This is a genomic window from Klebsiella sp. 141153 (assembly GCF_032601995.1).
Classification (GTDB): domain Bacteria; phylum Pseudomonadota; class Gammaproteobacteria; order Enterobacterales; family Enterobacteriaceae; genus Klebsiella; species Klebsiella aerogenes.
This window is the reverse complement of record NZ_JAQIRJ010000003.1, coordinates 518,289-542,786: the sequence shown is the minus strand read 5'-3', so window position 1 is coordinate 542,786 and position 24,498 is coordinate 518,289. Positions and strand designations below refer to the sequence as shown.

31 protein-coding genes are annotated in these 24,498 nt (G+C 55.2%); 16 read left to right on the top strand and 15 right to left on the bottom strand.

The annotated features are described in order from the left end of the window. The first annotated feature begins 60 nt into the window (after window positions 1-60). Together elbB and mtgA are read left to right on the top strand one after the other, a co-directional pair. Window positions 61-714 (top strand): isoprenoid biosynthesis glyoxalase ElbB, encoded by a 654-nt coding sequence (elbB, locus tag PGS10_RS08470; protein WP_045394975.1) that lies wholly within the window; start codon window positions 61-63, stop codon window positions 712-714. Further along, window positions 711-1,436 (top strand): monofunctional biosynthetic peptidoglycan transglycosylase, encoded by a 726-nt coding sequence (gene mtgA, locus PGS10_RS08465; protein WP_316422718.1) that lies wholly within the window; start codon window positions 711-713, stop codon window positions 1,434-1,436. The genes elbB and mtgA overlap by 4 nt, the downstream gene beginning before the upstream one ends. A 22-nt stretch (window positions 1,437-1,458) precedes the next feature. Here mtgA and npr read toward each other — a convergent pair whose 3' ends face one another. The 11 genes from npr to PGS10_RS08410 are packed head-to-tail and all read right to left on the bottom strand — an operon-like array spanning window position 1,459 to window position 9,343. Continuing rightward, window positions 1,459-1,731, bottom strand: coding sequence for a PTS phosphocarrier protein NPr (npr, locus tag PGS10_RS08460; protein WP_002918431.1), 273 nt, complete (start codon window positions 1,729-1,731; stop codon window positions 1,459-1,461). Next, entirely contained in the window at window positions 1,728-2,582 is an 855-nt protein-coding gene (gene rapZ / locus PGS10_RS08455) for an RNase adapter RapZ (protein WP_015369491.1), read from the bottom strand. The genes npr and rapZ overlap by 4 nt, the downstream gene beginning before the upstream one ends. Window positions 2,583-2,627: 45 nt before the next feature. After that, window positions 2,628-3,116, bottom strand: a complete 489-nt coding sequence (gene ptsN / locus PGS10_RS08450; protein WP_015369492.1) for a PTS IIA-like nitrogen regulatory protein PtsN — start codon at window positions 3,114-3,116, stop codon at window positions 2,628-2,630. A gap of 58 nt (window positions 3,117-3,174) precedes the next feature. Then, window positions 3,175-3,462 (bottom strand): ribosome hibernation promoting factor, encoded by a 288-nt coding sequence (hpf, locus tag PGS10_RS08445; RefSeq protein WP_004125711.1) that lies wholly within the window; start codon window positions 3,460-3,462, stop codon window positions 3,175-3,177. Window positions 3,463-3,484: 22 nt separating this feature from the next. Next, complete coding sequence (rpoN, locus tag PGS10_RS08440) at window positions 3,485-4,918, bottom strand: RNA polymerase factor sigma-54 (RefSeq protein WP_047044697.1); 1,434 nt, start codon at window positions 4,916-4,918, stop codon at window positions 3,485-3,487. A 47-nt stretch (window positions 4,919-4,965) separates the two neighbouring features. Then, entirely contained in the window at window positions 4,966-5,691 is a 726-nt protein-coding gene (lptB, locus tag PGS10_RS08435; RefSeq protein WP_004206203.1) for an LPS export ABC transporter ATP-binding protein, read from the bottom strand. Window positions 5,692-5,697: 6 nt separating this feature from the next. Then, the gene (gene lptA / locus PGS10_RS08430; protein WP_015369494.1) at window positions 5,698-6,243 is read right to left on the bottom strand and encodes a lipopolysaccharide ABC transporter substrate-binding protein LptA; all 546 of its coding nucleotides are present in this window, start codon (window positions 6,241-6,243) and stop codon (window positions 5,698-5,700) included. Further along, entirely contained in the window at window positions 6,212-6,787 is a 576-nt protein-coding gene (gene lptC / locus PGS10_RS08425; protein WP_047044700.1) for an LPS export ABC transporter periplasmic protein LptC, read from the bottom strand. The genes lptA and lptC overlap by 32 nt, the downstream gene beginning before the upstream one ends. After that, window positions 6,784-7,350, bottom strand: a complete 567-nt coding sequence (kdsC, locus tag PGS10_RS08420; protein ID WP_015369496.1) for a 3-deoxy-manno-octulosonate-8-phosphatase KdsC — start codon at window positions 7,348-7,350, stop codon at window positions 6,784-6,786. The genes lptC and kdsC overlap by 4 nt, the downstream gene beginning before the upstream one ends. A 14-nt stretch (window positions 7,351-7,364) precedes the next feature. After that, window positions 7,365-8,351, bottom strand: coding sequence for an arabinose-5-phosphate isomerase KdsD (gene kdsD / locus PGS10_RS08415; RefSeq protein ID WP_015369497.1), 987 nt, complete (start codon window positions 8,349-8,351; stop codon window positions 7,365-7,367). Window positions 8,352-8,365: 14 nt separating this feature from the next. Continuing rightward, window positions 8,366-9,343, bottom strand: a complete 978-nt coding sequence (locus PGS10_RS08410) for a calcium/sodium antiporter (RefSeq protein ID WP_047044703.1) — start codon at window positions 9,341-9,343, stop codon at window positions 8,366-8,368. Window positions 9,344-9,549: 206 nt separating this feature from the next. On the opposite strand from PGS10_RS08410, the gene mlaF reads away from it, so the two are divergent. The 7 genes from mlaF to murA all read left to right on the top strand — a co-directional run bounded on the left by mlaF (window position 9,550) and on the right by murA (window position 14,357). Further along, a complete protein-coding gene (mlaF, locus tag PGS10_RS08405; RefSeq protein ID WP_015369499.1) occupies window positions 9,550-10,362 on the top strand; it encodes a phospholipid ABC transporter ATP-binding protein MlaF in 813 nt (270 codons plus the stop codon). Between the two features lie 7 nt (window positions 10,363-10,369). Next, on the top strand, window positions 10,370-11,152 hold the full coding sequence (gene mlaE, locus PGS10_RS08400) for a lipid asymmetry maintenance ABC transporter permease subunit MlaE (protein WP_015369500.1): 783 nt from the start codon (window positions 10,370-10,372) through the stop codon (window positions 11,150-11,152). A gap of 4 nt (window positions 11,153-11,156) precedes the next feature. Then, a complete protein-coding gene (gene mlaD, locus PGS10_RS08395) occupies window positions 11,157-11,708 on the top strand; it encodes an outer membrane lipid asymmetry maintenance protein MlaD (protein ID WP_316422716.1) in 552 nt (183 codons plus the stop codon). A gap of 18 nt (window positions 11,709-11,726) precedes the next feature. After that, window positions 11,727-12,362: a phospholipid-binding protein MlaC gene (mlaC, locus tag PGS10_RS08390; protein WP_045394964.1), complete on the top strand. Its 636-nt coding sequence runs from the start codon at window positions 11,727-11,729 to the stop codon at window positions 12,360-12,362. Then, a complete protein-coding gene (mlaB, locus tag PGS10_RS08385; RefSeq protein WP_015369503.1) occupies window positions 12,362-12,652 on the top strand; it encodes a lipid asymmetry maintenance protein MlaB in 291 nt (96 codons plus the stop codon). The genes mlaC and mlaB overlap by 1 nt, the downstream gene beginning before the upstream one ends. 136 nt (window positions 12,653-12,788) lie before the next feature. Continuing rightward, window positions 12,789-13,043: a BolA family iron metabolism protein IbaG gene (gene ibaG, locus PGS10_RS08380; protein ID WP_015369504.1), complete on the top strand. Its 255-nt coding sequence runs from the start codon at window positions 12,789-12,791 to the stop codon at window positions 13,041-13,043. 54 nt (window positions 13,044-13,097) lie between these two features. Beyond that, window positions 13,098-14,357, top strand: coding sequence for a UDP-N-acetylglucosamine 1-carboxyvinyltransferase (gene murA, locus PGS10_RS08375; RefSeq protein ID WP_045394960.1), 1,260 nt, complete (start codon window positions 13,098-13,100; stop codon window positions 14,355-14,357). Between the two features lie 62 nt (window positions 14,358-14,419). On the opposite strand, the gene sfsB is transcribed toward murA, so the two are convergent. After that, on the bottom strand, window positions 14,420-14,692 hold the full coding sequence (gene sfsB / locus PGS10_RS08370; RefSeq protein WP_015369506.1) for a DNA-binding transcriptional regulator SfsB: 273 nt from the start codon (window positions 14,690-14,692) through the stop codon (window positions 14,420-14,422). 196 nt (window positions 14,693-14,888) lie between these two features. Then, complete coding sequence (ispB, locus tag PGS10_RS08365) at window positions 14,889-15,860, bottom strand: octaprenyl diphosphate synthase (protein WP_045394958.1); 972 nt, start codon at window positions 15,858-15,860, stop codon at window positions 14,889-14,891. Window positions 15,861-16,120: 260 nt separating this feature from the next. Between ispB and rplU the strand changes: the two genes are divergently transcribed. From rplU to cgtA, 4 genes are all read left to right on the top strand, one after another. Then, a complete protein-coding gene (gene rplU / locus PGS10_RS08360; protein WP_015703604.1) occupies window positions 16,121-16,432 on the top strand; it encodes a 50S ribosomal protein L21 in 312 nt (103 codons plus the stop codon). Window positions 16,433-16,453: 21 nt separating this feature from the next. Continuing rightward, the gene (rpmA, locus tag PGS10_RS08355) at window positions 16,454-16,711 is read left to right on the top strand and encodes a 50S ribosomal protein L27 (protein ID WP_002434222.1); all 258 of its coding nucleotides are present in this window, start codon (window positions 16,454-16,456) and stop codon (window positions 16,709-16,711) included. Window positions 16,712-16,809: 98 nt separating this feature from the next. Then, window positions 16,810-17,775 (top strand): DMT family transporter, encoded by a 966-nt coding sequence (locus PGS10_RS08350; RefSeq protein ID WP_015369509.1) that lies wholly within the window; start codon window positions 16,810-16,812, stop codon window positions 17,773-17,775. Between the two features lie 15 nt (window positions 17,776-17,790). Beyond that, window positions 17,791-18,966, top strand: a complete 1,176-nt coding sequence (gene cgtA, locus PGS10_RS08345; protein WP_045377966.1) for an Obg family GTPase CgtA — start codon at window positions 17,791-17,793, stop codon at window positions 18,964-18,966. A 44-nt stretch (window positions 18,967-19,010) separates the two neighbouring features. Here cgtA and dacB read toward each other — a convergent pair whose 3' ends face one another. Beyond that, window positions 19,011-20,444, bottom strand: a complete 1,434-nt coding sequence (gene dacB, locus PGS10_RS08340; RefSeq protein ID WP_316422714.1) for a serine-type D-Ala-D-Ala carboxypeptidase — start codon at window positions 20,442-20,444, stop codon at window positions 19,011-19,013. 235 nt (window positions 20,445-20,679) lie between these two features. Between dacB and greA the strand changes: the two genes are divergently transcribed. Further along, window positions 20,680-21,156: a transcription elongation factor GreA gene (gene greA / locus PGS10_RS08335; RefSeq protein WP_045394952.1), complete on the top strand. Its 477-nt coding sequence runs from the start codon at window positions 20,680-20,682 to the stop codon at window positions 21,154-21,156. A gap of 152 nt (window positions 21,157-21,308) precedes the next feature. On the opposite strand, the gene yhbY is transcribed toward greA, so the two are convergent. Further along, window positions 21,309-21,602: a ribosome assembly RNA-binding protein YhbY gene (yhbY, locus tag PGS10_RS08330; protein ID WP_002918374.1), complete on the bottom strand. Its 294-nt coding sequence runs from the start codon at window positions 21,600-21,602 to the stop codon at window positions 21,309-21,311. A 123-nt stretch (window positions 21,603-21,725) separates the two neighbouring features. On the opposite strand from yhbY, the gene rlmE reads away from it, so the two are divergent. Both rlmE and ftsH read left to right on the top strand, forming a co-directional pair. Continuing rightward, window positions 21,726-22,355 (top strand): 23S rRNA (uridine(2552)-2'-O)-methyltransferase RlmE, encoded by a 630-nt coding sequence (gene rlmE / locus PGS10_RS08325; RefSeq protein ID WP_008806638.1) that lies wholly within the window; start codon window positions 21,726-21,728, stop codon window positions 22,353-22,355. 99 nt (window positions 22,356-22,454) lie between these two features. Beyond that, window positions 22,455-24,389: an ATP-dependent zinc metalloprotease FtsH gene (gene ftsH / locus PGS10_RS08320; RefSeq protein WP_015369514.1), complete on the top strand. Its 1,935-nt coding sequence runs from the start codon at window positions 22,455-22,457 to the stop codon at window positions 24,387-24,389. The last annotated feature ends 109 nt before the right edge of the window (window positions 24,390-24,498 follow it).

The following is a 24,498-nucleotide window of genomic DNA, read 5'->3' as shown; positions in this document are numbered from 1 at the left end:
ATAGCGAGTAAATCAAAATTATTTACTTGTTTCATAGAGTTGCGCTAAGGGGTTAGCAAGATGAAGAAGATTGGCGTGGTACTAAGCGGCTGTGGCGTTTACGACGGCGCAGAAATCCATGAAGCGGTCATTACCCTGTTGGCCATTGCGCGTCGCGGCGCGCAGGCCGTCTGCTTTGCGCCGGATAAGGCGCAAACCGACGTGATCAATCATCTGACCGGCGAAACGATGGCGGAAAGCCGCAACGTGCTGATTGAAGCGGCGCGTCTTGCGCGCGGCGCTATTCAGCCTTTGGCCAGCGCCCGTGTGGACGATCTGGATGCGCTGATTGTGCCAGGCGGCTTTGGCGCGGCGAAAAACCTGAGTAATTTCGCCGCCCAGGGGAGTGACTGCGTCGTTGACCGCGATCTGCAGGCGTTAACGCTGGCGATGCACGAGGCGGGTAAGCCGCTGGGCTTTATGTGTATCGCGCCGGCGCTGTTGCCGAAGATTTTCCCGACACCGCTGCGGATAACCATCGGTACCGATCCGGATACTGCCGAGGTGCTGGAAGAGATGGGCGCGGAGCACGTGCCGTGCCCGGTTGACGACATTGTGGTCGATGAAGACAACAAAGTGGTGACTACGCCTGCTTATATGCTGGCGCAGAATATTGCCGAGGCCGCCAGCGGTATTGAGAAACTGGTCGATCGCGTACTGGTTCTCGCTGAATGAGTAAGCGTGTTGCGCCGCTGGCGATGATCAAGCGCCTGCTGTTACGCCTGGCGCTTATCTGCGTGGTTTTCTGGGGCGGCGGTATCGCCGTATTCAGCGTCCTGCCGGTGCCGTTCTCAGCGGTGATGCTGGAGCGCCAGGTTAGCGCCTGGTTCTCCGGTGATTTTCATTATGTCGCCCATTCTGATTGGGTTGGTATGGACGAGATTTCCCCCTGGATGGGGCTGGCGGTGATTGCCGCTGAAGATCAGAAATTCCCCGACCACTGGGGTTTTGACGTGCCGGCAATCGAAAAAGCGCTGGCGCACAACGAACGCAATGAAAATCGAATTCGCGGCGCGTCGACGCTCTCTCAGCAGACGGCGAAAAACCTGTTTTTATGGGATGGCCGTAGCTGGCTACGCAAGGGGCTGGAAGTGGGCCTGACCGTCGGTATCGAAACGGTCTGGAGCAAGAAACGCATTCTCACCGTGTATCTGAATATCGCCGAGTTTGGCGACGGTATTTTCGGTGTTGAAGCGGCGGCTCAGCGCTATTTTCATAAGCCGGCCAGCCGTTTAACCCTTGCAGAGGCCGCGCTGCTGGCGGCGGTCTTACCGAATCCGATTCGTTTTCGCGCCGATGCGCCATCAGGTTATGTTCGCAGCCGACAGGCATGGATCCTGCGCCAGATGCGTCAGTTAGGCGGCGAAGGCTTTATGCAGGCCAATAAGCTGCATTAACCGCAATCCCGCCGGGAGATGCTTAGTCTTCATCAAACCCGGCGTTGAATAGCGCGATCACCGCCGCCAGCGCTTCGACTTCCTGCGGACCGCTGGCCTCCACCTCAATTTGACGACCTTTGGCGGAATCGAGCATCAGCAGGGCGATAACGCTATTGGCTTCCGCCTCCGTGCCTTCGTCGTTGCGTAGCAACACTTCCGCATCGAAATTCTGCATCAGCTCGAAAAGCTTCATCGCCGGGCGTGCGTGCATGCCCAGCTTGTTGGTGATTTCAACGGTTTGCTTGACGGTCATGATTTACGTTTTTCCAGCGTCCGGTGACGAGACTGCACGTTCTTACCGCGCGAGCGGAAGTAGTCAGCCAGCTGTTCGGCAATATAGACCGAGCGATGCTTACCGCCGGTACAACCAATGGCCACCGTCAGATAGCTGCGGTTATTGGTTTCCAGCATTGGCAACCAAAGCTCCAGATAGCTTCGGGTCTGATAAATAAAGTTATGCACTTCCGTATGGCGATCGAGGAAGGCGGCAACCGGTTTATCGAGGCCGGTCATGGGGCGTAGCTTCGGATCCCAGTGCGGGTTCGGCAGGAAACGGACGTCAAAAACATAATCGGCATCGATAGGGATACCGTGTTTGAAGCCGAATGATTCAAAGACCATCGTCAATTCACGTTCGCGTTTACCTAGCAGGCGGGTACGCAGCATCTCGGCCAGTTCATGCACCGACATTTCGGAAGTATCGACGATCAGGTCCGCGCGCGAGCGCAGCGGCTCGAGCAGATCGCTCTCTTCGTCGATCGCGCTTTCGAGCGACAAATTCTTGCTGGAGAGCGGATGCAAGCGGCGGGTATCGCTGTAGCGGCGGATCAGGGTGTTGCGGTCGGCATCAAGGAACAGCAGCTGCGGGGAGAAGGATTCCGGCAGGTTCTGCATCGCTTGTTCAAAGATTTCCGGTGATTCCGGCATATTGCGCACGTCGATGCTGACGGCCGCGGAGATATCGCGGTCGGCCAGCGTTCGCGCCAGCTCAGGCAACAGCACTACCGGCAGGTTATCCACACAGTAGAAGCCCATATCTTCCAGCGCTCGCAGGGCGACGGATTTCCCCGAGCCAGAGCGGCCGCTGACGATCATCAGTACCATGTACCGTTTCTCCTCAGTACGATAAAGGTTAAGGCGCGACTCACGTTAAGCGTCATCGCTGCTTCCTGCTTCGGTGATGATCTCATACAACTCTTCATCGCTCACCGCAGCGCGCAGGCGACGGCAGATGGTTTTGTCCGCCAGACGTTTGGCGACCAGCGAGAGCGTATGCAGGTGGGTTTTGGTTTGATCGGCCGGCACCAGTAGCGCAAACAGCAGATCGACCGGCTGATTGTCGATCGCATCGAAGGCGATCGGCGTTTCCAGCTGCACAAAGACGCCAACGGCGCGCAGGGTATCCTCTTCAAGCTTGCCGTGAGGGATCGCAATGCCGTTGCCGATCCCGGTACTGCCCATTTTTTCACGGGTCAGGATCGCTTCAAAGACCACCTGCGGCGGTAAACCTAGCTGCTTCGCCGCCAGTTCGCTGATGATTTCCAGCGCGCGTTTCTTGCTCTGGCAGTGAACCTGGCTACGGGTACAATCCTGGTTAAGGACATTGCTCAGTTGTAGAGCGGAATCGTTGTTCATCATAATTTCACCTGAGCTGCCCTTATCCGCGGGCTGCGGATAAGGGCGATCGCCCGGACAATTAGTGTTGTTTCAGTTTATCTTTATGTTTTGTTAACTGTCTTGCCAGCTTATCGATAAGACCATCGATAGCGGCATACATATCCTGCCCTTCCGCACTGGCATGGATTTCGCCACCGTTGACATGCAAATTGGCGTCCGCGATTTGCGTCACCTTCTCTACTTTTAACACAATATAGACCTGGTTGATCCTATCGAAAAACTGCTCCAGTTTGCTGAACTTCGTGGTGACGAAGTCGCGCATAGCAGGAGTGATCTCGACGTTGTGTCCTGTAATGTTGAGCTGCATAGTGTCTTCCTTATCGGTTGTGTCAGACCAGTTGTTTGCGCTGGTTTGACGGCGGAATGGATAAAGACTCTCGGTACTTAGCAACAGTGCGCCGTGCCACCATAATACCCTGATCGGAGAGCATGGTGGTGAGCTTGCTGTCGCTCAACGGCTTCGCGGGGTTTTCCGCGGCGATTAACTTCTTCACCAGCGCGCGAATGGCGGTAGACGAGGCTTCGCCGCCGCCTTCGGTATTCACATGGCTGGAGAAGAAATACTTCAACTCAAAAATACCGCGTGGACTGTGCAGATATTTTTGCGTGGTAACGCGTGAAATTGTTGATTCATGCATCTCGACGGCCTGGGCGATATCCGCCAGCACCATCGGTTTCATAAATTCTTCGCCCTGCTCAAAGAAGGCCTGCTGCTGTTCGACGATGCAGCGGCTGACGCGCAGCAGGGTATCGTTACGGCTCTCAAGGCTCTTAATCAGCCAGCGGGCTTCCTGCAGGTTGCTGCGGATAAATTGGCTGTCGGCGTCGTTGCGCGCATTATTGCCCATCGCCGCGTATTGCTGATTAATCTTCAGCCGCGGAATGCTATCGGAATTGAGCTCGACAACCCAGCGGCCGCTAACCTTGCGCACCAGCACATCCGGGATCACGTACTCCGGCTCGCTGGTTTGTATGGACTGCCCCGGCCGCGGATCCAGCGACTGGATCAGGCAAACCGCCTCTTTCAGAACGTCTTCTTTCAAGCGAGTGACGCGCATCAGGCTGCGGAAATCGTGGTTGGCCAGGAGATCAAGATGCTCGCTGATGATCAACCGCGCCTCTTCCAGCCACGGCGTCTCTTTGGCAAATTGTGAAAGCTGGATCAGCAGGCAGTCACGGAGATCCCTGGCGGCGACGCCGACCGGATCGAAACGCTGCACGCGTTTGAGTACCGCTTCCACTTCCTCAATGCCAATTTCATCATCTTCGATACTATCGACAATGTCCTGAATGGGAATAGTAAGGTAGCCGGTATCGTCAACGGCATCGACGATGGAGGTGGCAATCGCGCGGTCGGTATCGGTGAAAGGCGTGAGCTCAACCTGCCACATCAGATAATCCTGCAGGCTCTGGGTGGTTTCACCCTGATAGATCGGCAGTTCATCGTCCTGGTAGTCGACGCCATTACCCGACGGCGTGCCGGCGGTATAGATTTCATCCCAGCTGGCGTCCAGCGGGAGCTCATCCGGCATCTCTTTTTGTTCGAGCGCGTCGACGGTATCCAGGGACTCGCGGTCCTCGGCTTCTGTGGTTTCAACCTCTTCGTGAAGATCGGTTTGCTCAAGCAATGGGTTACTCTCCAGCGCCTGCTGGAGTTCTTGCTGGAGTTCTAACGTAGACAGCTGCAACAAGCGGATGGCCTGCTGCAGTTGGGGCGTCATGGCAAGCTGTTGGCTTAGCCTTAATTGCAAACCTTGCTTCATGTTCAGGGTCAATATCTCCGGCTAAAACGTCTATAACCTCTACCCTATCAGAGTCTGAAGTCTTCCCCAAGGTACACGCGTTTAACCTGCTCGTCTTCAAGGATTTGCTGCGGGGTGCCGTGGGCGATGAGATGGCCCTGGCTTACGATATAAGCTCGTTCACAGACCGCCAGCGTCTCCCTGACGTTATGGTCAGTAATGAGTACGCCAAGCCCGCTGTCGCGCAGGTGTTCGATGATGCGTTTAATATCGATAACGGAGATGGGGTCGACCCCGGCGAACGGTTCATCCAGCAGGATGAATTTGGGGTTCGCCGCCAGCGCGCGGGCGATTTCGACGCGGCGGCGTTCACCGCCGGAGAGCGCCTGGCCCAGGCTATCGCGCAGGTGTTCGATGTGGAATTCTTCCATCAGCTCTTTAGCGCGATCTTCACGCTGCTCGCTGCTGAGATCGTCGCGAATCTGCAGCACCGCCATCAGGTTATCGTAGACGCTCAGGCGGCGGAAGATAGAGGCTTCCTGCGGCAGATAACCAATGCCGCGGCGCGCGCGCGCGTGCAGCGGCAGCAGACTGATATCTTCATCGTCAATGATAATGTTGCCGGCATCGCGCGGCACAATGCCCACCACCATATAAAAGGTGGTGGTCTTACCGGCGCCGTTCGGGCCCAGCAGACCGACGATTTCACCGGAGTTGACGGTCAGGCTGACGTCTTCCACCACGCGGCGGCCTTTGTAGGCTTTGGCGAGGTTTTTTGCAGTTAATGTTGCCATAACGGATTACTTACCTTTCTTTTGCTGATCGCCGCTTTTGTCCTGCAACTGCGAAGGCACCAGTACCGTAGTCACGCGACCGCCTTTGTTGCTGAAGGCCTGCATTTTCTGCTCTTTCACCAGATAGGTGATTTTATCGCCCTGAATATTGCTATCCAGCTGTTCCAGATGCGCGTTACCGGTCAGCACCACGAAATCGTTCTGCAGTTCATAATGCATTTTCGACGCGCGGCCTTTCACCGGTTTGCCGTTGTCCTGCATCTGATAGAAGGTGGCCGGATTGCCGAAACCGTCGATCACCTCTTTGCCTTTTTCACCGCCAGGGCGGGTAACCACGACTTTGTCGGCATTGATCTTAATGGTCCCCTGGGTAACGACCACGTTACCGGTGAAGGTCACGACGTTACCCTGCATATCCAGCGACTGCTGATCGGATTCGATGTGAATCGGCTGATCGGTATCGCCGGTTTTTGCCAGAGCCGGCAGGCTGGCGGCCAGAAGCGCGCTTGCGAGCGCAATGTTAAGGCTGAGTTTGTTTGTTCTGAATTTCATAAGAGGTTCTAACCTTTTCAATCAGCTCGGCATTTTTGCTGCGTAGGTTCCCGCGCATTTTCAGGCCGCTGGAATTAAATGTTGTTCCGTATAACGTCACCATATCGTCAGAGGTTACATCCTGGGTCACCAGGTTCACCTGCGCGTTATCGGTGGTAATTTTGCGCAGTTGAGAGTCGGGGCTCAACGCGTCGACCTCAACGTGGCCGTAAAGATACAGCATACGGTCGTTGGTTAACTTGGCTTTATCCGCTCTGATTGACCAGGCCGGAACCTTGTTGGTATCAAAGGTAGTCATTACCGGGTTGGTGAACCACGATACTTCTTGTTCGGAAAAGTATTCGACATGCTCGGCTATCAGACGATAGCTCAGCGCGCCTTCCGGGCTGTACACCACGGTATCGGTATGCTCGCTTTTATACGTCGGATCGTTAGGATTGACCGCGACGGTCGCGGTGTCGTCCGTACTCGCCAGGTTCAGGCCGATCAGGATCAACGCGACCAGCGATAGTAAGATGATAACCCAACGTCTGGTTTTACTCATATTGATTGCCCTTTGGCCTCATCAAGCTTGCCCTGCGCCAATAGTAACAAATCGCAGACTTCGCGTACCGCGCCGCGTCCGCCGTTAATTCGCGTGACATAGTTCGCCCGCGGGAGCAGCAGCGGATGCGCATCGGCGACGGCGACGCTTAAACCGACCTCCGCCATTACCGGCCAGTCGATCAGATCGTCGCCAATGTACGCGACTTCATCGGGGCGAACCGCCAGTTTGCTTAATAATTCGCGAAACGCCAATAGCTTATCGGACTGACCTTGATACAGATGCGTAATGCCCAGCGTCTGGCAGCGGTCTTCTACCAGTTTAGCTTTTCGCCCGGTAATAATCGCGACTTCAATACCGGAAGTCAGCGCGCAGCGGATCCCGTAGCCATCGCGGACGTTAAACGCTTTCAGTTCTTCGCCGTTGTTGCCCATATAGATAAGGCCGTCGGAAAGCACGCCGTCGACGTCGAGGATCAGTAAACGGATCTTCGCCGCCCGGTCGATAAATTCCTGGCTTACCGGCCCGTAGCAGGTGTCGACCTGGGCATCAGCATTATTCATTATTTTATCCTTACTTACACTACGCCAGCGCGCAGCAGATCGTGCATATGTACCACACCTAGCAGTCGGTCGCCATCGGCAACCAGCACGCAGGTGATATGGCGGGACTGCATCAGGTTGAGCGCATCTACCGCCAGCATGCCCGGACGAATGCGGATCCCGCCTGGGGTCATGACTTCAGCGATGCTGGCGTTGCGCATATCGACGCCGGTATCGAAGACGCGGCGCAGGTCGCCATCGGTGAAGATGCCGATGATATTCATCTCGTCATCGCAGATGGCCGTCATGCCTAAATTCTTACGGGTGATTTCCAGCAGCGCATCGCGCAGGGTGGCCTGCAGGCCGACGTGAGGGATCTCATCGCCGGTATGCATAATATCATTGACCCGCAGCAGCAGCTTACGACCAAGTGCGCCGCCGGGGTGCGACAAGGCGAAATCTTCGGCGGTAAAGCCGCGGGCTTCGAGCAGCGCTACGGCAAGGGCGTCACCCATCACCAGCGCGGCGGTGGTGCTGGAGGTCGGCGCCAGTCCTAGCGGACAGGCCTCTTTCGGCACTTTCACACATAGATGAATATCGGCGGCGCGCGCCATGCTGCTGTCCGGACGGCTGGTGACGCAGATAAGCGGCACCTGCTGGCGTTTAAGCACCGGAATCAACGCAAGAATTTCATTAGATTCACCGGAATTGGATAGCGCGATGACCACATCCTGCGGCGTGACCATCCCCAGATCGCCGTGAGCCGCTTCACCGGGATGGACAAAAAAAGCCGAAGTACCGGTACTGGCGAAAGTCGCCGCCATTTTGCGCCCGATATGACCGGATTTACCCATGCCCATCACCACGACTTTACCGCCGCAGCGGAAAATCGTTTCACAGGCGCGGGTGAAATCTTCATTAATATACTGATCGAGCTGGGCCAGACCTTCACGTTCAATTTCCAGAACCTGACGTCCTGCCTGTTGAAAGTCAAAATCCGTTGGCAAATCTATTTGCGACATGATGTTATCCCAATTCATTCAATGAAGAACGGCGCAGAACAGAACAGTAGCGCCAACCAAACCATAAAGCCGCCGACCAGCAAGGCGCCCGCTACGCGTCCCGGCTGCCGTTTGCGCCGCCAGCACAGCAGCGCGAAGATAGCGCTGACCAGCAGCATTACGCTGTAGTCGCGCGTAAAAGCTTCGGCAGGGAAGGCGCCAGGGGCGATTAACGCTGGCAGCCCGAGCACCAGCACGAGGTTAAGGATATTCGCACCAATAATATTCCCGATGGCGATATCGTCTTCCCCTTTTCGTGCGCCGGCGATAGCGGTGGCCAGTTCCGGCAGGCTGGTGCCGATAGCAATAACCGTTAAGCCGACCGTCAGCTCGCTAATGGCGAAATAGTTCGCCAGCACCGTGGCGTTATCCACCACCATGCGGGTGGCCATCGGCATGACGATCATCGCCACCCCGAGCCACAGCAGGGCGACGGGCAGAGAACCGCCGCGTGGCAGCTCCGCCAGCTGTTCCCGGGTCAGGCTATCGCTGCCCTGGCGTTCCGCCAGGCGCGCTATCTTTAGGGTAAACACCAGCCACAGTATGGCTAGCGCCAGTAAAAACAGCCCGTCCAGACGCGACAGTTGACCATCGTAAAGTACAAATCCCGCCAGTAAACTGACCAGCAACATTAACGGCAATTCGCGGCGCAGGATATCAGAATGCACGGTAAATGGATGGAGCAGGGCGGCAAGACCGAGAATTAATAGAATATTAGTAATATTGGATCCCAACGCCGTGCCGATCGCCAAATCGGTTTGTCCGTGCAGGGAAGCGGCGACGGAAACGATGATCTCCGGCAGGCTGGTACCGATGCTCACGACAGTCATGCCGATGATGAGCGGCGGGATCCCCATCATGCGGCACAGTATTGAAGCGGCGTATACCAGACGATCGGCGCTGTAAACGACCAGCAGTAAACCAATTATTAACAGAGCCGTTGCTAAGAGCATCTAAAGTCCTTTCTTCAGGTATAATCGTCGCCTCGCTGGCCGTCCGTACGCAGCGTAACGAATTCTTAATTTTGACTTTATGTGTGGCAAAAGTAAAACAAATGCCAGCTTTCGCTAACCCGGGCAGGTAAGATTCTGTAAAAATGTTGGGTTTGTGGTGAAAGAAAGCGCCATGCTTAGCCCGAAGGTTTAGTAAGGATGATTTTATGAGCCAAACTCTGGCGAATTTAGTCGAGGTTCGCGGTATTCGTTTCTCTCGGGGCGACCGCGTCATCTTCGATGATATCTCGCTATCGGTGCCTCGCGGCAAGATTACCGCCATTATGGGGCCATCGGGGATCGGCAAGACGACCCTGCTGCGTTTGATCGGCGGCCAGATCCCGCCGGACAGCGGCGAGATCCTGTTTGACGGCGAAAACGTGCCGCAAATGACGCGCTCGCGGCTGTATACCGTGCGTAAACGTATGAGCATGCTGTTTCAGTCCGGCGCGCTATTCACCGATATGAACGTGTTTGATAACGTAGCTTACCCGCTGCGCGAACATACCCAGTTGCCGGATGCGCTGCTGCATACCACCGTCATGATGAAGCTGGAGGCGGTTGGGCTACGCGGCGCGGCGAAACTGATGCCTTCTGAACTCTCCGGCGGAATGGCGCGGCGCGCGGCGCTGGCGCGGGCGATTGCCCTTGAGCCGGATCTGATCATGTTTGACGAACCCTTCGTCGGACAAGATCCCATCACCATGGGCGTATTGGTTAAACTTATCTCAGAGCTGAATAGCACCCTGGGAGTGACCTGCATTGTGGTATCGCACGACGTACCGGAAGTGCTGAGCATTGCGGATTACGCCTACATCGTGGCGGATAAGAAAATCGTTGCCCACGGCAGCGCGCAATCGCTGCGTGAAAATAGCGATCCGCGCGTGCGCCAGTTCATTGATGGCATCGCTGACGGCCCGGTGCCGTTCCGTTATCCTGCGGGCGATTACCACCATGATTTATTAGGCAAAGGGAGCTAAACGACTCATGCTATTTAATGCGCTGGCAGCGCTCGGACACCGCGGCATCAAAACCACCGCGACCTTCGGGCGCGCCGGATTAATGCTGTTTAATGCCGTGGTGGGCAAGCCGGAATTTCGCAAGCATGCGCCGCTGCTGGTACGCCAGCTGTATAACGTCGGCGTGCTATCGATGCTGATTATTATCGTCTCGGGGCTGTTCATCGGAATGGTACTGGGGCTGCAGGGTTATCTGGTATTAACGACCTATAGCGCTGAGACCAGTCTGGGCATGCTGGTGGCGCTGTCGCTGCTGCGCGAACTGGGGCCGGTGGTGGCCGCGCTGCTGTTCGCCGGGCGAGCCGGTTCGGCGTTAACCGCCGAGATTGGCCTGATGCGGGCGACCGAGCAGCTCTCCAGCATGGAGATGATGGCGGTGGATCCGCTGCGCCGGGTGATTTCGCCGCGCTTCTGGGCCGGGGTCATCTCGCTACCGCTGTTGACGATCATTTTCGTCGCCGTGGGGGTCTGGGGCGGTTCGCTGGTTGGCGTAAGCTGGAAAGGCATCGACGCAGGGTTCTTCTGGACCGCGATGCAAAATGCCGTCGACTGGCGAATGGATCTGGTTAACTGCCTGATTAAAAGTCTGGTTTTTGCCGTTACGGTAACCTGGATTGCGTTATTCAATGGTTATGACGCTATCCCCACTTCCGCTGGAATTAGCCGGGCAACGACGCGCACCGTGGTGCATTCGTCGCTGGCGGTTCTGGGGCTGGATTTTGTGCTGACTGCGCTGATGTTTGGGAATTAAGTTCATGCAAACGAAAAAAAATGAGATCTGGGTAGGTGTGTTCTTACTGGCGGCGCTGCTGGCGGCGCTGTTTGTCTGTCTGAAGGCGGCGAACGTGACCTCGTTGCGTACCGAACCGACTTACCGTCTTTATGCGACCTTCGATAACATCGGCGGTCTGAAAGCGCGTTCACCGGTGCGTATCGGCGGTGTGGTGGTCGGTCGCGTTGCCGATATTACCCTCGATCCGAAAACCTATCTGCCGCGTGTTGCCATCGATATCGACGAAAGCTACAACCACATTCCGGATACCAGTTCGCTGGCGATTCGTACTTCCGGCCTGCTCGGGGAGCAGTACCTGGCGCTGAACGTCGGTTTCGAAGATCCGGAACTGGGCACCGCTATTCTTAAAGACGGCGGTACGATTCAGGACACCAAGTCCGCGATGGTACTGGAAGATCTGATAGGCCAGTTCCTCTATAACAGCAAGGGCGGCGATAATCAGAATTCTGACGATGATAAGGCGGCGGCTGAGAGTCATACTGACGCTACGCCGCAGGCCGGCATGACGCATTAATTTCAGGAGAGACAAGATATGTTTAAACGCTTACTCATGGTCGCCATGCTGGTGATTGCTCCACTGACCGCCGCGCATGCCGCGGATCAAACTAACCCGTATAAGCTGATGGACGAGGCGGCGCAGAAGACCTTCGATCGTCTGAAGAACGAACAGCCGAAGATCAAAGCGAACCCAAACTATCTGCGTGATATCGTCGATCAGGAACTGCTGCCTTACGTGCAGGTGAAATACGCCGGCGCGCTGGTGCTGGGCCGTTACTACAAAGAGGCGACGCCTGCACAGCGTGAAGCCTACTTCGCCGCCTTCCGCGAATATCTGAAACAGGCTTACGGTCAGGCGCTGGCGATGTATCACGGGCAGACTTATCAAATTGCGCCTGAGCAGCCGCTGGGCAGCGCAACCATCGTTCCGATTCGCGTCACCATCCTCGACCCGAATGGCCGTCCTCCGGTACGCCTGGACTTCCAATGGCGTAAAAATACCCAGACCGGCAACTGGCAGGCTTATGACATGATCGCCGAAGGCGTCAGCATGATCACTACCAAACAAAACGAGTGGAGCGATCTGCTGCGTACGAAAGGCGTTGACGGTCTGACCGCGCAGCTGAAAGCTATTTCTGCCCAGCCTATCACTCTGGAACAGAAAAAATAATGAGCGAGCAACTGAGCTGGAACCGCGACGGTGAACGCCTGGCGTTGCGCGGCGAACTGGATCAGGAATTTATACTGCCGCTGTGGAATGCCCGCGCGCAGGCCACCGACGGCGTATCCACTATCGACCTCAGCGACGTTTCGCGGGTCGATAGCGCCGGAGTGGCGTTGCTGGTTCATTTTGTCGCGCTGGTACGCCGGCAGGGCAAAACGGCGCAAGTGGTAGGAAAAAGCGAAAACCTGCAAACGCTGGTGAGTCTTTACAACCTTCCGGCAGACATGATCCCGTAAATTTTTCAGTAGGTTAATGCTGAAGCTATTCTGAAAGCCCTATCAATCTGTTCGATGGGGCTTTTTGCTTGTTTAAGACAGCGCCACTTTCCTCTAAGATGTTGGGCTGTTTTCACACTCAGAAAAATGTGATCCCATGGAAAATCATGAAATTCAGACCGTGCTGATGAACGCACTCTCCCTTCAGGAAGTCCACGTCTCTGGCGATGGCAGCCACTTTCAGGTTATCGCTGTGGGTGAGATGTTTGACGGCATGAGCCGGGTAAAAAAACAGCAGGCTATCTACGCGCCGCTGATGGAATATATTGCCGACAATCGCATTCATGCGCTGTCGATCAAAGCGTTTACCCCGCAAGAATGGGCGCGCGATCGCAAACTTAATGGCTTTTAAGCTGTAGGGATGTTCCCTACAGCGTTGATGAATTTTTAACCGAGAACAGAATCAATGGATAAATTCCGTGTTCAGGGGCCGACTCGCCTGCAGGGCGAGGTCACCATTTCCGGCGCTAAAAACGCTGCCCTGCCAATCCTCTTTGCCGCGCTGTTAGCCGAAGAGCCGATTGAAATCCAGAATGTACCGAAGCTGAAAGATATCGATACCACCATGAAGCTGCTGAGCCAGCTGGGCGCGAAGGTCGAGCGCAATGGTTCCGTATGGATCGATGCCGGTCCGGTAAATGTTTTCTGTGCTCCGTACGATTTAGTGAAAACCATGCGCGCTTCCATCTGGGCGCTGGGGCCGCTGGTGGCGCGTTTCGGTCAGGGTCAGGTTTCTCTGCCGGGCGGCTGCGCTATCGGCGCGCGTCCGGTCGACCTGCACATTACCGGTCTGGAACAGCTGGGCGCGGAAATCAAACTGGAAGAAGGCTATGTGAAGGCATCAGTCAATGGGCGTCTGAAAGGCGCGCATATTGTGATGGATAAGGTGAGCGTAGGGGCGACCGTGACTATCATGAGCGCGGCGACGCTGGCTGAAGGCACCACGGTTATCGAAAACGCCGCGCGCGAGCCGGAAATCGTCGATACCGCCAACTTCCTCAACGCGCTGGGCGCGAAAATCAAAGGCCAGGGCAGCGACCGTATCACCATCGAAGGCGTCGCGCGTCTCGGCGGCGGCGTTTATCGCGTGCTGCCGGACCGTATCGAAACCGGTACCTTCCTGGTTGCCGCGGCGATCTCCGGCGGTAAAATTATGTGCCGCCATGCGCAGCCGGATACCCTGGATGCGGTGCTGGCGAAGCTGCGCGAAGCTGGCGCGGATATTGAAGTCGGTGAAGACTGGATTAGCCTCGATATGCACGGCAACCGTCCGAAAGCGGTCAACGTGCGTACCGCGCCGCACCCGGGTTTCCCAACCGACATGCAGGCGCAGTTCACCTTGCTGAACCTGGTGGCTGAAGGGACTGGCGTTATCACCGAAACCATCTTCGAAAACCGCTTCATGCACATTCCGGAACTGATCCGTATGGGCGCGCACGCGGAAATCGAGAGCAATACCGCGATTTGCCATGGTGTCGCGAAGCTGTCCGGCGCACAGGTCATGGCGACCGACCTGCGTGCATCCGCAAGCCTGGTACTGGCGGGTTGTATTGCGGAAGGGACGACCATCGTCGACCGTATCTATCACATCGATCGCGGCTATGAGCGCATCGAAGATAAACTGCAGGCTCTGGGCGCGAATATCGAACGCGTCAAGGGCGAGTAGTCCCGCTTCGGTAGCAGCCCTCTGACGTCCGTCCGGGGGCTGTTATCGAGCTCTCCCTCACCTTAGGTCTTATTTCTCTTCTGACGCATCATCTGCGTTCTGTCGATGAACTGATGGGTAATGGGATCGTGATAACGCGATGGCCAAATAACCCACGGATCGGTTCCCAGCGCGTTAGCAATAATCAATTCGCCCTTTGGCCACGGACGGGTTAGTGCGTTGGCAAGCGTAGAAGAGCTTAAACCGTGACGTCGCGACTCAGCTGCGAGCGATGTCCCCTTTTTGCGAAGGCCGGCAATGATATCCGCTGAATGCCAGTCGATGAACTTATCCATAAATTCTCCCGGTGATAACTGTCTGCGCGTCAATACGGACGGCTGAAATACTATACCCTGGTTCTTATATGGTTTTAACAAGTTCCATTATCGTTCCTGTATATTCAGAATATATTAAGGTTTCTGGCGTTATTTGAAGGATATTGGATTTTATTGGAACTCTCCCGCGCAATGCGCGCGGGAGAAAGGGGGGGGATTAGTGGTCGCGCTGAACGGCGATATGGGCAAGGCCGATGAGCGCCTCGCGCCACGGCGTATCCGGCAGAACCTGCAGCGCGGCGATAGCTTTATCGGCTTCTTCTTCCGCACGTTTCTGCGTCCACTCCAGCGAACCGCAGGCCGCCATGGTTTCAAGTACGGCGTCAAGCAGATGGCGCCCGTTACCCTGCTCGATAGCGCCGCGAATCATCGCCGCCTGATCCGGGGTACCGTGATGCATCGCGTGCAGTAGCGGCAGCGTTGGTTTGCCTTCGTTCAGGTCATCACCGACGTTTTTGCCAAGGCGTTCGCCATCGGAACTGTAATCCAGCAGATCGTCAATCAGCTGGAACGCGGTGCCGAGGTAACGACCATAATCCTGCAGCGCCTGTTCTTCTTCCGCGCTGCAGCCAGCCAGGATGCCGGAACACTGCGAAGCGGCTTCAAACAGACGGGCGGTCTTACTGTAGATGACCCGCATATAGTTCTCTTCTGTGATATCCGGGTCGTTGACGTTCATCAACTGCAGGACTTCACCTTCGGCGATAACGTTTACGGCTTCCGACATCACCTCCAGCACCTTCAGCGAACCGAGGCGAGTCATCATCTGGAAGGCGCGAGTGTAGATAAAGTCGCCCACCAGTACGCTGGCGGCGTTACCGAACGCGGCATTGGCCGTCGCCTTGCCGCGGCGCATATCGGACTCGTCGACGACGTCGTCATGCAGCAGGGTCGCGGTATGAATAAATTCGATCAGTGCGGCAATGTTGACGTGCGCATTCCCCTGATAGCCGACCGCACGCGCTGCAAGCACGGCGATCATCGGACGAATACGTTTACCGCCTCCGCTGACGATGTAGTAGCCTAACTGATTGATAAGCTGTACATCTGAGTTGAGCTGCTCGAGGATTGCCGCATTGACACCCGCCATATCCTGCGCGGTTAACTCATTGATTTTTTCTAAATTCATCGCAAAAGCCGGGCCAAATGTCCTGTTACCGCGAATCCAGGTGGGATCACAGAAGGATTAAGATAGAATTAAAAGAAGATATGATTGTACTGAAAAATCAGCGCAGATAAACGTTAGCGTGAAAGTTGTGTTTTTTTTCTGCGTTGATCGATGATCGCTCTTGTCAAAGGGTCGCGTTTTGCGTAATATTCGCGCCCTATTGTGAATATTTATAGCGCACTCTGAATCACACGAAGAGGTGCGCGGAAGCGGAGTTTTATATGTACGCGGTTTTCCAAAGTGGTGGTAAACAACACCGAGTAAGCGAAGGTCAGACCGTTCGCCTGGAAAAGCTGGACATCGCAACTGGCGAAGCTGTTGAGTTCGCTGAAGTTCTGATGATCGCAAACGGTGAAGAAATCAAGATCGGCGTTCCTTTCGTTGAGGGCGGCGTAATCAAAGCTGAAGTTGTTGCTCACGGTCGTGGCGAGAAAGTTAAAATCGTTAAGTTTCGTCGTCGTAAACACTATCGTAAGCAAGCAGGCCACCGTCAGTGGTTCACTGATGTGAAAATCACTGGCATCAGCGCCTAAGACTTGAGGGAGTAGATTTAAATGGCACATAAAAAGGCTGGCGGCTCGACTCGTAACGGTCGCGATTCAGAAGCTAAACGTCTGGGCGTAAAACGTTTCGGCGGTGAAGCAGTTCTGGCAGGTAGCATCATCGTTCGTCAACGTGGTACCAAATTCCACGCTGGCACCAACGTTGGTTGCGGCCGTGACCACACTCTGTTCGCTTTGACTGACGGTAAAGTCAAGTTCGAAGTTAAAGGCCCGAAAAACCGTAAATTCATCAGCATCGTTGCTGAATAAGTTTTTCGCGTCCTGGTGACGGATGAAAGCCCCGCAACACGTTGCGGGGCTTTTTACATTAGAATCCCGGAAAAATTTCTGCAGGGAAAACGGGCATCATGAAGCAGCAGGCCGGCATAGGCATTCTTTTGGCGCTAACCACCGCGATGTGTTGGGGAGCTCTGCCAATTGCAATGAAGCAGGTTCTCGAAGTGATGGAGCCGCCAACGGTGGTCTTTTATCGCTTTTTGATGGCCAGTATTGGTCTTGGCGCGATCCTCGCCATCAAAGGCAAGCTGCCGCCGCTGCGTATTTTTCGCAAGCCGCGCTGGTTGGTTTTATTAGCGATTGCTACCGGCGGTCTGTTCGGTAACTTCATTCTGTTCAGCTCTTCCTTGCAATATCTCAGTCCAACGGCCTCCCAGGTCATCGGCCAGTTATCACCGGTCGGTATGATGGTGGCAAGCGTTGTGATTCTGAAAGAGCGCATGCGTGGTACCCAGGTTGTAGGGGCGCTGATGTTGCTCAGCGGGCTGGTGATGTTCTTCAACACCAGCCTGATTGAAATCTTTACCCGTCTCACGGACTACACGTGGGGGGTAATTTTTGGTGTCGCAGCGGCAACGGTGTGGGTAAGCTACGGGGTCGCGCAAAAGGTGTTATTGCGGCGCCTGGCATCACAGCAGATACTATTTTTGCTGTACACTTTATGTACGATTGCTTTACTGCCACTCGCTAAACCGGGGGTTATCTCCCAACTGAGCGACTGGCAACTGGCTTGCCTGATTTTTTGCGGGCTGAATACCCTGGTCGGCTACGGGGCGCTGGCGGAAGCCATGGCGCGCTGGCAGGCGGCGCAGGTCAGCGCGTTAATTACCTTAACGCCACTGTTTACGCTACTGTTTTCTGATTTATTATCAATGGCCTGGCCCGATGTTTTCGCCAGACCGATGTTAAACCTGATTGGTTATCTCGGTGCGTTTGTCGTGGTTGCGGGCGCGATGTATTCCGCCATTGGCCATCGTCTTTGGGGACGCTGGCGCAAGCGAGAAGCGGTTGTACCGCTGCCCCGCTCAGGCGAATGATTTACGGAGAGTAAAATGAAGTTTGTAGATGAAGCAACGATCCTGGTCGTAGCAGGTGACGGCGGCAATGGTTGCGTTAGCTTCCGCCGCGAAAAATATATTCCGCGAGGCGGCCCGGACGGCGGCGATGGCGGTGACGGCGGCGACGTTTGGCTGGAAGCGGACGAGAACCTCAACACCCTGATCGACTATCGATTCGAAAAATCTTTCCGCGCAGAACGCGGACAGAACGGTCAGAGCCGCGACTGTACCGGTAAACGCGGTAAAGATGTCACGGTGAAAGTGCCTGTAGGGACCCGCGTCATCGACCAGGGAACCGGCGAGACCATGGGCGATATGACCAAGCACGGTCAGCGTTTAATGGTTGCGAAAGGCGGCTGGCATGGTCTGGGCAACACGCGCTTCAAATCATCCGTTAACCGTACTCCGCGTCAGAAAACCATGGGTACGCCGGGCGATAAGCGCGATCTGCAGCTCGAGCTGATGCTGCTGGCCGACGTGGGGATGCTGGGGATGCCGAATGCCGGTAAATCCACCTTCATTCGCGCGGTCTCCGCGGCGAAGCCGAAAGTGGCCGACTATCCATTTACCACCCTGGTACCGAGCCTGGGCGTGGTGCGTATGGACAACGAGAAGAGCTTTGTGGTCGCCGATATTCCGGGGCTGATTGAGGGCGCAGCGGAAGGCGCTGGCCTTGGTATTCGCTTCCTTAAGCACCTCGAGCGCTGCCGCGTGCTGCTGCACCTTATCGACATCGAGCCTATCGACGGTTCCGATCCGGTAGAAAACGCGCGCATTATCATCGGCGAACTGGAGAAATACAGCGAGAAGCTGGCCTCTAAACCGCGCTGGCTGGTCTTCAACAAGATTGACCTGATGGACAAAGCGGAGGCTGAAGCCAAAGCGAAGGCCATCGCCGAAGCGCTGGGTTGGGAAGATAAGTTCTATCTGATCTCCGCGGCCAGCCAGCAGGGCGTTAAAGACCTGTGCTGGGACGTGATGACCTTTATCATCGAAAATCCAATCGTGCAGGCGGAAGAAGAGCAGAAGCCGGAGAAAGTCGAGTTCATGTGGGACGACTATCACCGTCAGCAGCTTGAAGAAGCCGAACTGGAAGAAGATGACGAAGACTGGGATGACGACTGGGACGAAGACGACGAAGAAGGCGTCGAATTCATCTACAAACGTTAATTCTGAGTAAAAAGGGCCGCATCATCTGATGCGGCCCTTTTGTTTTAGTTGTTCTGGTACAAATCTTTATACAGTCGACTTTCGAAGCGCACCAATGGTATGCGGCGGTTGCGCTGGTCGCCCGGCGGCACCGCATAGCCGGAGAGATACTGCACGAAGGCCATCTTTTGCCCGCTGGCGGTGGTAATGAAACCTGCCAGGTTATATACCCCCTGCAGCGAACCGGTCTTCGCCGAAACCTTACCGTCAACGCCCGCCTGATGAAGACCGGCGCGATACTGCAGCGAACCATCGTGTCCGGCAAGCGGCAACATCGAGATAAAGTTGAGCTCGTTATCGTGCTGAGCGATGTACTGCAATACCTGCATCATGGTCGCCGGCGCGATAAGATTGTGCCGGGACAGGCCTGAGCCATCGGCGATAATCGTGTTACCGAGGTCAATACCCGCCTGCTGGCGCAGAATTTGCCGCACCGCGTCGGAACCGGCGCGCCAGGTTCCCGGCACGCCCATTCGCGCGTGGCCGATAGTACGAAACACCGTATCGGCAATCATGTTGTCGGATTTCTTCAACATGATGCGTAGAAGATCGTGCAACGGCGCCGATTGGGTCGTCGCCAGCACGGTGCCCGGATCGTTAGCCAGGGTCTGGCGCAAGAGAGTGCCGCTGTAGGTGATACCCGCATCGGTGAGCTCGGCTTTCAGGATCGCGCCTGCATAGCCTGCGCCGTCCTGAATGGCGAACGCCAGCGGCAGCGGCTCGCTGCGCTGCGGCAGGCAGCCGGTGAGGGTGTAGCGGTTGAGATCGCCCGGTACGACGTCCAGCTCGCAATACTGCGCCTCTGCGGAGCCGCGGGCGAGCGTCCGCACCTGGCTGAACATGGTGACCGGATAGTAAGAGGCCACGCGGATAAAGGCCAAATCGCCGGGTTTCTGCGCGCTATAGAGTGAGACGGAGAAACAGTTACGATCAACAATCGCTGCCGCTGGCGGGGCGCTGAAGCACTGCGTCATGTCATTCCATGGCCAGCCGGGGGCCTTATCGTGGCTAGCGAAAACCGAGGTATCGATAAGCACATTGCCTTCAATGCGCTGTATGCCGGCTTTTTTCAGCGACGCCACCATGTTGCGGATATCCTGACGCTTTAGCGTCGGATCGCCGCCGAAGCGGGCAATCAGGTCGCCTTTCAGCACACCGCCGTCAAGCGAGCCTTTGGTTTCCAGCGTCGTGGTGAAGCGGAAGTCCGGCCCCAGCTGCAGCAACGCCGCCAGCGCGGTGATCACCTTCTGGGTACTGGCAGGCAGCGCCATCTGTTGGCTGTGGAAGTCTATCTCCGGCGTCGGGGAGCCAACCTTCTGTGCCATGAAGGCAAGGTTCGCGCCAGCAGGAAGCTGACTGATGTACTCGTCAATATTCGCGGCCTGAGCGCTAAGCGCTATACCGGCAGTCAATCCGATGATAAATCTGGGAAATCGCATAATCTCGCGCTAACAACCTGAAACCAAGCCGTCATACTACGGTGCATCACCCTGTAAAGTAAACGATGACCCATAGTGAACTTCAGGGTAAAATGCGTATCAAATTGAAAATTGCTGCTGACCTGGGGAGTGTTTCCCGGGTCGGTTTTCTTTTTGCTTCGGCCATGGCTAAGACGTGACCGATGGCGGAACGACTCCGTCCGTTCCATGAAGGAATGATAAAGAGGTATAACAAATGCAAGCTATTCCGATGACCTTACGTGGCGCAGAGAAACTGCGCGAAGAACTGGATTTCCTGAAGTCCGTACGTCGTCCAGAGATTATTGCTGCTATCGCCGAGGCGCGTGAGCACGGCGATCTGAAAGAGAACGCGGAATACCACGCTGCCCGCGAACAGCAGGGCTTCTGCGAAGGTCGTATCAAGGATATCGAAGCAAAACTGTCGAATGCGCAGGTTATCGATATCACTAAGATGCCGAATAATGGCCGCGTGATTTTCGGCTCCACGGTCAGCGTGCTGAACCTGGATAACGACGAAGAGCAGACTTACCGTATCGTGGGCGATGACGAAGCGGATTTTAAACAGAATCTCATCTCTGTGAATTCACCGATCGCCCGCGGTCTGATTGGCAAAGAGCAGGATGACGTCGTCACTATCCGTACCCCGGGTGGTGAAGTGGAATACGAAATTACCAAGGTTGAGTACCTGTAAGGCGTATTTCCCGCTACGATGTTTATAGATTGTAAAGAAAGGAAAAAGGCCGCATAGCGGCCTTTTATCAACGTCAGGAGCATGGCATTTTGCTCGCCTGGCCACAGAAATCCCTCGTTTTACACAATGTTGTGTCGGGATTCAGGATATTCTTAGCGTGGCAGCGAGATTTTACGCTCTGGCGTTGGGCGGTACAGAACCAGCGTTTTACCGATGACCTGTACGTTACAGGCGCCGGTTTCACGCACGATGGCTTCCACGATCAAGGCTTTAGTTTCGCGATCTTCTGAGGCGATCTTCACCTTGATGAGCTCATGGTGCCCTAACGCTTGTTCGATCTCGGCCAGTACCCCTTCGGTCAAACCATTATTGCCAAGCATAACTACCGGCTTGAGCGGATGTGCCAGACCTTTCAGGTGCTGTTTTTGTTTAGTACTCAGATTCATCGTATTTTTTTGCTTACGTTGGGATTGAAAACGGGTCATTCTACCGCCATCTCCCATATATCGCCAAACTACCGCGTCGATTTTTACGCAGTAAAGTACGATGAACCCGAATGGGAATGTTAAATGACAGGTAAAAAGCGTTCTGCCAGCTCAAGCCGCTGGCTTCAGGAACACTTTAGCGATAAATATGTTCAACAGGCACAGAAAAAGGGGTTACGTTCCCGTGCCTGGTTTAAACTTGATGAAATACAGCAAAGTGACAAGATTTTTAAGCCGGGGATGACGATAGTCGATCTCGGCGCTGCACCCGGTGGCTGGTCGCAATACGCGGTTACGCAGATCGGAAACAGCGGCCGCATCATCGCTTGCGATCTTTTACCAATGGATCCAATCGTCGGTGTGGACTTCCTTCAGGGCGACTTTCGTGATGAATTAGTCCTGAAAGCGTTACTTGAGCGAGTAGGCGACAGTAAAGTACAAGTTGTCATGTCCGATATGGCGCCGAATATGTGCGGAACACCGGCGGTGGATATTCCCCGGGCTATGTATCTGGTAGAACTGGCGCTTGAAATGTCTCGTGATGTATTAGCGCCAGGTGGTAGTTTTGTTGTGAAGGTGTTCCAGGGCGAAGGCTTCGATGAGTATCTTAGAGAAATTCGCTCCCTGTTTACGAAGGTCAAAGTTCGTAAGCCGGACTCTTCCCGCGCTCGTTCGCGTGAAGTGTATATTGTAGCGACCGGGCGTAAACCATAACCGGTAGATTTCAAACGAAAGTTTGAAAGACGCTGGATATAGAGTATCCTGACGCTGTTTTTAACACAGTTGTAATAAGAGGTTAATCCCTTGAGTGACATGGCGAAAAACCTAATACTCTGGCTGGTCATTGCCGTTGTGCTGATGTCAGTATTCCAGAGCTTTGGGCCCAGCGAGTCGAATGGCCGCAAGGTGGATTATTCTACCTTCCTGCAAGAGGTCAATCAGGACCAGGTTCGCGAAGCGCGTATCAACGGACGTGAGATCAACGTTACCAAGAAAGATAGTAACCGTTACACGACTTACATTCCGGTTAACGATCCGAAGCTGCTCGACAACCTGTTGACTAAAAACGTCAAAGTAGTTGGCGAACCGCCGGAAGAACCAAGCCTGCTGGCTTCCATCTTCATTTCCTGGTTCCCGATGCTGCTGCTGATCGGCGTCTGGATATTCTTTATGCGTCAGATGCAGGGCGGCGGCGGAAAGGGCGCGATGTCCTTCGGCAAGAGCAAGGCCCGAATGCTGACCGAAGACCAGATCAAAACCACCTTTGCTGACGTTGCCGGTTGCGACGAAGCGAAAGAGGAAGTAGGCGAGCTGGTTGAATATCTGCGCGAACCGAGCCGTTTCCAGAAGCTGGGCGGTAAAATCCCGAAAGGCGTCCTGATGGTCGGCCCTCCGGGTACCGGTAAAACGCTGCTGGCGAAAGCTATCGCCGGCGAAGCAAAAGTGCCGTTCTTTACTATTTCCGGTTCTGACTTCGTAGAAATGTTTGTGGGTGTCGGCGCGTCTCGCGTACGCGACATGTTCGAACAAGCTAAGAAAGCTGCGCCTTGCATCATCTTCATCGATGAAATCGACGCCGTCGGTCGCCAGCGTGGCGCCGGTCTTGGCGGTGGTCACGATGAGCGTGAGCAGACCCTGAACCAGATGCTGGTTGAGATGGACGGCTTCGAAGGTAACGAAGGTATCATCGTTATCGCCGCGACTAACCGTCCGGACGTTCTGGACCCGGCACTGCTGCGTCCTGGCCGTTTCGACCGTCAGGTTGTCGTTGGTCTGCCGGATGTTCGTGGTCGTGAGCAGATCCTTAAAGTTCACATGCGTCGCGTACCGCTGGCGCCGGATATCGACGCGGCAATTATTGCTCGTGGTACTCCTGGCTTCTCCGGTGCTGACCTCGCGAACCTGGTGAACGAAGCTGCCCTGTTTGCTGCCCGTGGTAACAAACGCGTCGTCTCAATGGTTGAGTTCGAAAAAGCGAAAGACAAAATCATGATGGGTGCGGAACGTCGCTCCATGGTGATGACGGAAGCGCAGAAAGAATCGACCGCGTACCACGAAGCGGGCCACGCGATTATCGGCCGTCTGGTACCTGAGCACGATCCGGTACACAAAGTGACGATTATCCCGCGCGGCCGTGCGCTGGGTGTGACCTTCTTCCTGCCGGAAGGCGATGCTATCAGCGCCAGCCGTCAGAAACTGGAAAGTCAGATCTCCACCCTGTACGGCGGTCGTCTGGCGGAAGAAATTATCTACGGTGCTGAACATGTTTCTACCGGCGCGTCCAACGATATTAAAGTTGCGACTAACCTGGCGCGTAACATGGTTACCCAGTGGGGCTTCTCTGACAAACTCGGTCCGCTGCTGTATGCCGAAGAAGAGGGCGAAGTGTTCCTCGGCCGTAGCGTCGCGAAAGCGAAGCATATGTCTGATGAAACCGCGCGTATCATCGACCAGGAAGTGAAATCGCTGATTGAGCGTAACTATGGTCGTGCTCGCCAGTTGCTGAACGACAACATGGATATTCTGCACGCGATGAAAGATGCGCTCATGAAATATGAGACCATCGATGCGCCGCAGATTGACGACCTGATGGCTCGTCGCGATGTTCGTCCGCCGGCGGGTTGGGAAGAACCGGGTTCTTCTAATAACTCTGGCAACAATGGCACCCCGACGGCGCCGCGTCCGGTTGATGAACCGCGTACGCCGAATCCGGGTAATACCATGTCGGAACAGCTGGGCGACAAATAAGTCTCCACGCTTTGCCAAAGCGCTCTGACTAATAAGGGCCGCAGCCTAATCCGCTGCGGCCCTTTTGTTTTATGTGCCGGTCTTCAGCGCTCCTCTTTCGGAACATAAC